10 protein-coding genes are annotated in these 6,191 nt (G+C 56.5%); 7 read left to right on the top strand and 3 right to left on the bottom strand.

Annotated elements, in window-relative coordinates; all coding sequences use genetic code 11:
* Positions 1 to 74: 74 nt before the first annotated feature.
* From OGX96_RS06845 to sid, 3 genes are read right to left on the bottom strand one after another with little or no spacing between them, the layout of a single operon-like run.
* Positions 75 to 650: a phage polarity suppression protein gene (locus tag OGX96_RS06845; RefSeq protein WP_286582515.1), complete on the bottom strand. Its 576-nt coding sequence runs from the start codon at positions 648 to 650 to the stop codon at positions 75 to 77.
* A 16-nt stretch (positions 651 to 666) separates the two neighbouring features.
* Positions 667 to 909, bottom strand: coding sequence for an ogr/Delta-like zinc finger family protein (locus OGX96_RS06840; RefSeq protein WP_000984214.1), 243 nt, complete (start codon positions 907 to 909; stop codon positions 667 to 669).
* Complete coding sequence (gene sid, locus OGX96_RS06835; RefSeq protein ID WP_286582519.1) at positions 906 to 1,709, bottom strand: capsid size-determining scaffold Sid; 804 nt, start codon at positions 1,707 to 1,709, stop codon at positions 906 to 908. Before sid ends, OGX96_RS06840 begins: the two co-directional genes overlap by 4 nt.
* A 552-nt stretch (positions 1,710 to 2,261) precedes the next feature.
* Between sid and OGX96_RS06830 the strand changes: the two genes are divergently transcribed.
* The 7 genes from OGX96_RS06830 to OGX96_RS06800 form a co-directional block, all read left to right on the top strand.
* A complete protein-coding gene (locus OGX96_RS06830) occupies positions 2,262 to 2,528 on the top strand; it encodes a helix-turn-helix transcriptional regulator (protein WP_094761439.1) in 267 nt (88 codons plus the stop codon).
* On the top strand, positions 2,525 to 3,082 hold the full coding sequence (locus OGX96_RS06825) for a host cell division inhibitor Icd-like protein (RefSeq protein WP_286582539.1): 558 nt from the start codon (positions 2,525 to 2,527) through the stop codon (positions 3,080 to 3,082). Before OGX96_RS06830 ends, OGX96_RS06825 begins: the two co-directional genes overlap by 4 nt.
* Positions 3,072 to 3,371, top strand: coding sequence for a derepression protein (locus OGX96_RS06820; RefSeq protein WP_149330498.1), 300 nt, complete (start codon positions 3,072 to 3,074; stop codon positions 3,369 to 3,371). Before OGX96_RS06825 ends, OGX96_RS06820 begins: the two co-directional genes overlap by 11 nt.
* A complete protein-coding gene (locus OGX96_RS06815; RefSeq protein ID WP_286582536.1) occupies positions 3,364 to 3,813 on the top strand; it encodes a hypothetical protein in 450 nt (149 codons plus the stop codon). Before OGX96_RS06820 ends, OGX96_RS06815 begins: the two co-directional genes overlap by 8 nt.
* Before the next feature lie 71 nt (positions 3,814 to 3,884).
* Complete coding sequence (locus OGX96_RS06810) at positions 3,885 to 4,145, top strand: hypothetical protein (RefSeq protein WP_502872632.1); 261 nt, start codon at positions 3,885 to 3,887, stop codon at positions 4,143 to 4,145.
* Positions 4,142 to 4,462: a DUF5375 domain-containing protein gene (locus OGX96_RS06805; protein WP_286582534.1), complete on the top strand. Its 321-nt coding sequence runs from the start codon at positions 4,142 to 4,144 to the stop codon at positions 4,460 to 4,462. The genes OGX96_RS06810 and OGX96_RS06805 overlap by 4 nt, the downstream gene beginning before the upstream one ends.
* A gap of 14 nt (positions 4,463 to 4,476) precedes the next feature.
* Positions 4,477 to 6,191, top strand: a 1,715-nt coding sequence (locus OGX96_RS06800) for a primase-helicase zinc-binding domain-containing protein (protein WP_286582532.1), incomplete at its 3' end; no start/stop codon positions are given.

Here is a 6,191-nt window from a genome sequence, read left to right as displayed (position 1 = left end):
TTTTGCATGCAAAGCCATGCAGCGTAGGCATGCATGGCTATTTTTATTAAAAAGACGGGTATTTTCGGGGCGTTTTATGCGGATTTTTTGCGGGTCTGCGCGGCCTGTCGGCGCATGAAAATCTGACTCTGTTCAGGCGTATATTTTGCCCGGTTGTCGTCTCTCGATGCTCTGTCAGGCCGGAAACCGATGGTTGTCAGAATGTCGCGTTCTTCCTCTGCGTAATCAATATTTCCTCCGCGGGTTACATGAACGGACAGCGCTTCGCGAACACTGGCGGCCGCCCGGTCGAGAGCCCGTTCTCTGACGATGTCAGGTTGTTCGCAGAGATACATTAATTCCGGTGCCAGTGCGGCGGCCAGCGCATCGCCGCTTACCTGCATAAAGGCGTGGAGCTGACGCCGGATACTGATACGCTGCACGGCCTCATGTGACCGGATGTACTGCCCGGCCGACTTATTTACCGCCCATTTTTTCAGGTCAATATCATCCCGCAGCGCCTGTGCTGCCTCCGGCTGATAACGGGTGCAGGTCAGCTCCAGCTCTTTCAGCGCCATTTCAGCCCGCGCCAGTGCTGACTTGCTGCTCATCCAGTCCGATTTATTCTTCTGACAGGTTTCAAAGGCCTGTTCCAGTAGTGCTCGTGCCATTGTCTTTTCTCCTGAATCAGTGGCGCAGCGATGAGCGGGCGCAGTCCAGAATTCGGGGCGGTGTTTCTGGTACTGTCTGTGGTGGTTCGGGCTTTTCTTCTGCCGGTGGCCGTATCACCTCGTCGATAGACTCGGTGGTGCGAAAGGTTGCGGAGCAAAAGACATTCACGCACTGGAGGTAGCTCTGTTTGACGTTATCCGACAGGTAACGGCTGGTACGGACATGGGCAGCCTGTTTGCAGTACGGACAGCGCATCATGGCTTAACCCCCCGCGATTTTTTCTTCTGTGCCAGCTCTTTAGCCCGCGCCATTCTGAGAACAGGGCTTTTAAAGAGCTTCATGTCCACGCCGGTGAGTGCCGGACGGTGAAGCCCAATTTTTGAAATTACCGGCTCATGCTCCATGTTGAATGTGTAGTACCTGCTTTGCGCCAGCACATTCTCACCCAGCTCCTGAATGAGAACGTTGTGAGGGTGTTCTTCTCCCTTAATCTCGAGTTCACGCAGACGTAACGCGAAAGCGCGTATCAGCGCCGGGGGAATCGCCTTCATCACCGCCGCCCACTCATTCCGGGCATGGACAGAAAGCGCCTCTGAATGGGCGCTGATGTATTCTTTTCCTGATGTACAGGCGTCCAGCATGGTACTGGCTTTATCATCGTTGAGTTCATCAATCAGGGCGGTGAATTCCTCCGCCAGCTCCCGACCGGCCACTCGCTGACTGTGTTCGGCTTTCAGTTCCGGGGTCATCATGCCGCGCAGTTCGCGAAAACGGGTACGCCAGTTCTGTTCGGCTTCGGCACTTTCATTCAGGGCGTTCTGACGCTCTTTCTCGCTGCGGGTAATAGCCGCATCAATATCATTCAGTTTCAGCATGTTTTCCGTGTGCACGGATTTGGCCTTGCTGAATGCCTCAAGCGCATTATTTATCGTGGCCTCTGCGTTCTGGTTTGCTTTCTCGTTAAGGGTATCCAGTGCGCTGTCAATGGCCGTGCGGATGTTCTCATCCTGCGTGCTGCCGATGGTTTTCATTACTGCGGTAAACAAATCTGGTTTCATCGTCGGGTTCTCTCTGTGTTTTCAACCTGACGCCATTCTGCCGTCCCCCAGACAACAACTCGATTCATTGCCGTTGTCGCAGACATGGCACAAACAGGACTTCAAAACCCGGCTGGCCAGAGAAAGGTCGCAGGAAAACCCCTCACTCTGTTTGTTTTTTTACTAATAACTATTCACTACTGTTCACTCAGTATAAAAACATAAGTAAAACAATAAATTAAAGAGTGAACAGTTGAGAGAGAAGTGTTCACCAACTGTTCACTACTGTTCACGCTATAGAAATTGAGCATTACCTTATGACTATGTTAATTCCTGTTAATTTCGTAATAACCATAGGTGCAACTAATCAAAAATAAATTCTGATTTCCACCTGAAGCCACTTAAAGTCATTTAAAGCGATTTGAAGTTTTGCTGCTCAAAATTCAGACAGCTTGTGCCGTGCCTCATACAAAATTCGCTTGTTGCATCAGGCCAAAATATTCACAAAATAGAGCGCTACCTGATACCGGATAGACACGTCCGGATCTCTGCGGATATTAACGAGGTAGCGTTATGCACACAGTTTCATCAGTACCATCTTCCCCCACCACCGCGCACCCGATGCCGGTTTCAGCCCCGGCTCAGGAGCGTTTTTTACGTCTCCCGGAAGTCATTCATCAGTGCGGCCTGTCCCGTTCCACGCTCTACGATTTAATCGCCCGCAATGCTTTCCCGGCGCAGGTTTCCCTCGGGGGTAAAAATGTCGCCTGGCTGCAGTCTGAAATCACGGCGTGGATGGCAGAACGTGTCGCGCACCGCAACCGGAAATACGACGCATGAATCAGAGCCATTCTCACAAAGCCCCTTTTTCTGGCTTGCATCCGTTGTGTGTTTCCTGGTACAGTTTTGCTGCTGTCGCAAAATCGACAGCCGGGCGTAGGAACCCGTGTTACTTATTGGCGACTCAACACGCGCCATGCGTGTTTTTTTACGTCGTTGCTCAGGTACACCCATTTTTCGGGCTGTGGTGGTTTCACACTGGCCTGTATCAGATAATGGTGGTCCGGGCGGGGCAGCCTTCGGGCTGGCCGGTTTCCAATAAGGCCGGTATTCCTACCCCCGTCCGGGCTACCACCCATGAGTGTAGGAACTCCGGTGGTGGCAATAACCGCTACTTATTGGAGGTTGCCCTTATGGCTACGACCCTCACCCCGTTACACCCTCAGTTTGTCTTTGTGTTTGCCGCCGTTCGTCGCGCAGACCGTAAACCCCGTATCTGTATGCTCCGCACCGTTGCCGGTGACGAGCTGGCCGCCCGCCGCACCCTTGTCCGGGAATACGTGCTTTCCCTTGCCGCCCGTCTGCCGGTTGTGGAGGTGTCACATGCATCATAAAAACACCCCTCAGACCGTCTCAGCGCGTCGTGATGACCTTAACCCCATGCAGGAACACCTCAGCATTGAGGCGTACCATAAACTCAATCGTGCCAGCGCCGTCTCGCAGTTCGTGGGCGGTGATTTGCTGCGCCGTGAGCTGAACGGTTTACACCAGCTATACCTGCCGCAGATTTTTAGTTATATCCATGAGGACGTCAGCTACGTCCTGGAAGAGCTGAAAGCCAAAGGCCTGTGCCGTGACTTTCTCGCCACGACGTCGGGAAACGGAGGGGAGCACCATGTTTGATTTCCCTCAGCCGGGCGAAACATATCGCTGTACAGGATTTCCTGATGTGGTGGTGTCGGGCGTGCTGGCCGACGGTATTCCGTGGGATATGCCGTACCGCTGTCCGGGGCTGGTCTGGAACCCGTACCGGCGCACCTACACCATCCTCATTCGTATTATTGCCGGTGGCTGTATGGCAGAAATTCCGCTCAGTCGTTTTTTGCGGGACTTTACCTGTGAGCATCCCGATGTATTTAAGCGCAACCCTGAAAACCGCCATGCCGTATTGCGCGAAATAGCAGCCGACCCGGCATTACAGCAATACCGGGCGAGGAATATCGATAACTATCCTGATGATATTCCCCCGGTTAAACGTCCGGCGCCGGTGGCGCATAAATGGCGGAATAATTTCAGGCCGGAAACGGAAATAAAACCGGATAACAGCTACCGCCATTATCTGTAATTAAAAACGACACCCAAAAATAAAATGTGCGTATCTGCGCAGGGATACGCACGTCCTCAGGAGACGAAATAATGCCTGTTAACAGTACGGAACGGCCGCAGAATATAAACCAGCCCACTATCAGCCGGGCAGACCTTGAATGTCTCGAACATCTTCGCAATGTCGGCCAGCTCGTCGGCGACCTGATGCAGGTGCAGGACTGCACCTCTTTGCGCCACAATCCGGCACAGCAGCTACAGCTCATCTCGGTGATTTACCTCATGACTGCCCGGCTTGACGGCGTGGTCGACCGCTGTAATCAGTGCTGGCTGACCGGGGAGGGCAACGTATGAAAAAGCCATTAACGCCCGTCTTACGCGCCGCGCTCTATCGCCGGGCGGTCGCCTGTGCCTGGCTGACCCTGTGCGAACGCCAGCACCGCTACCCGCACCTCACCCTCGACGCGCTGGAAAGCGCCATTGCGACCGAGCTGGAGGGTTTCTACCTGCGCCAGCACGGCGAGGAAAAAGGCCGCCAGATTGCCTGTGCCCTGCTCGAAGATTTAATGGAAGCCGGACCACTCAAGGCCGCCCCGTCGCTGTCCTTTCTCGGGCTGGCTGTGATGGATGAACTCTGCGCCCGTCATATCACCGCACCGGCGCTGCACTGAGGGAGAAAATAACGATGAAAATGAACGTAACGGACACCGTAAAACAGGCGTGCGGCCACTGGCCGCGCATTCTCCCGGCGCTGGGGGTAACGGTCATCACAAACCGCCATCAGGCCTGTCCGGTGTGTGGCGGCTCCGACCGTTTCCGCTTTGACGATAAAGAGGGGCGCGGGACGTGGTTCTGTAACCAGTGTGGCGCGGGAGACGGCCTGAAACTGGTTGAGAAAGTGTTCGGCGTGACCCCGTCAGAGGCGGCCGGGAAGGTGAACGCCGTGACCGGCAACCTGCCGCCGGTTGCCCCGGCGGTGACTGCGGCCGCAGACGCTGAAACGGAGGCTGGCCGCAAAGCCGCCGCCGCGCTGGCCGTAAAACTGACGGAGAAAGCCCGCCCGGCCACCGGCAATGCCTACCTCACCCGCAAGGGCTTCCCCGGCCGGGAATGTCTGACGCTCACCACCCTGCATAAAACCGGCGGCGTGACGTACCGCGCCGGGGATGTGGTTGTCCCGCTGTATGACGATAGCGGCGCACTGGTTAACGTCCAGCTCATTAATGCGGACGGTCTCAAGCGCACCCTGAAAGGCGGTCAGGTGAAAGGGGCGTGTCATATTCTCGACGGGAAAAAAGAGGCGGGAAAACGGCTGTGGATAGCGGAGGGCTACGCGACCGCGCTCACCGTGCATCACCTGACCGGGGAAACCGTCATGGTGGCGCTGTCGTCGGTGAACCTCCTTTCTCTGGCGAGCCTTGCCCGTCACAAATATCCGGCCTGCCGGATTGTGCTGGCCGCCGACCGCGACCTTAACGGCGACGGCCAGACCAAAGCGTCTGCGGCCGCAGAGTCCTGCGAGGGCGTGGTCGCCCTGCCGCCGGTGTTCGGTGACTGGAATGATGCGTATACACAGCACGGCGGGGAGGCCACGCGTAAAGCCATGTATGACGCTATCCGGCCACCGGCTGACAGCCCGTTCAGCACCATGAGCGAGGCGGAATTTACCGCCATGAGCACCAGTGAGAAAGCCATGCGGGTACATGAGCATTACGGCGAAGCGCTGGCGGTGGATGCGAACGGGCAGCTTCTGTCCCGCTATGAGGCGGGAATATGGAAAATCATTCCGCCGTCAGACTTTGCGCGCGACGTGGCCGGGCTGTTCCAGCGTCTGCGCGCCCCGTTCTCATCGGGGAAAATTGCCTCGGTGGTGGACACCCTGAAACTGATTATTCCGCAGCAGGACGCCCCGGCGCGGCGGCTGATTGGCTTTCGCAACGGTGTGCTCGATACCAAAAGCGGCGTATTCAGCCCGCACAGTAAAACGCACTGGCTGCGCACCCTGTGCGACGTGGATTTCACCCCGCCGGTCGAGGGGGAAACGCTGGAGACGCACGCGCCGAATTTCTGGCGCTGGCTCGACCGCGCCGCCGGTTCGCGCGCCGATAAACGTGACGTGATACTCGCCGCACTGTTTATGGTGCTGGCGAACCGCTACGACTGGCAGCTCTTTCTCGAAGTGACCGGTCCCGGCGGCAGCGGGAAAAGTATTCTGGCCGAAATTGCGACCATGCTCGCCGGGGAAGATAACGCCACGTCGGCCACCATCGAGACGCTGGAATCCCCCCGCGAGCGCGCGGCGCTGATTGGCTTCTCGTTGATACGTCTGCCTGACCAGGAGAAATGGAGCGGTGACGGGGCAGGACTCAAGGCCATCACCGGCGGGGATGCGGTCTCCGT

It is taken from the genome of Citrobacter sp. Cpo100, assembly GCF_030332595.1.
Classification (GTDB): domain Bacteria; phylum Pseudomonadota; class Gammaproteobacteria; order Enterobacterales; family Enterobacteriaceae; genus Citrobacter; species Citrobacter portucalensis.
Note: the sequence above shows the minus strand (reverse complement) of the source record. Positions and strands in the feature narration are given on the sequence as shown.

Excerpts from the sequence above, each read along its gene's own strand:
- OGX96_RS06810 (WP_502872632.1), top strand. The coding sequence starts at position 3,885 with ATGCCTGTTAACAGTACGGAACGGCCGCAGAATATAAACCAGCCCACT.
- OGX96_RS06830 (WP_094761439.1), top strand. The coding sequence starts at position 2,262 with ATGCACACAGTTTCATCAGTACCATCTTCCCCCACCACCGCGCACCCG.
- OGX96_RS06825 (WP_286582539.1), top strand. The coding sequence starts at position 2,525 with ATGAATCAGAGCCATTCTCACAAAGCCCCTTTTTCTGGCTTGCATCCG.
- sid (WP_286582519.1), bottom strand. The coding sequence starts at position 1,709 with ATGAAACCAGATTTGTTTACCGCAGTAATGAAAACCATCGGCAGCACG.
- OGX96_RS06845 (WP_286582515.1), bottom strand. The coding sequence starts at position 650 with ATGGCACGAGCACTACTGGAACAGGCCTTTGAAACCTGTCAGAAGAAT.
- OGX96_RS06840 (WP_000984214.1), bottom strand. The coding sequence starts at position 909 with ATGATGCGCTGTCCGTACTGCAAACAGGCTGCCCATGTCCGTACCAGC.
- OGX96_RS06820 (WP_149330498.1), top strand. The coding sequence starts at position 3,072 with ATGCATCATAAAAACACCCCTCAGACCGTCTCAGCGCGTCGTGATGAC.
- OGX96_RS06805 (WP_286582534.1), top strand. The coding sequence starts at position 4,142 with ATGAAAAAGCCATTAACGCCCGTCTTACGCGCCGCGCTCTATCGCCGG.
- OGX96_RS06815 (WP_286582536.1), top strand. The coding sequence starts at position 3,364 with ATGTTTGATTTCCCTCAGCCGGGCGAAACATATCGCTGTACAGGATTT.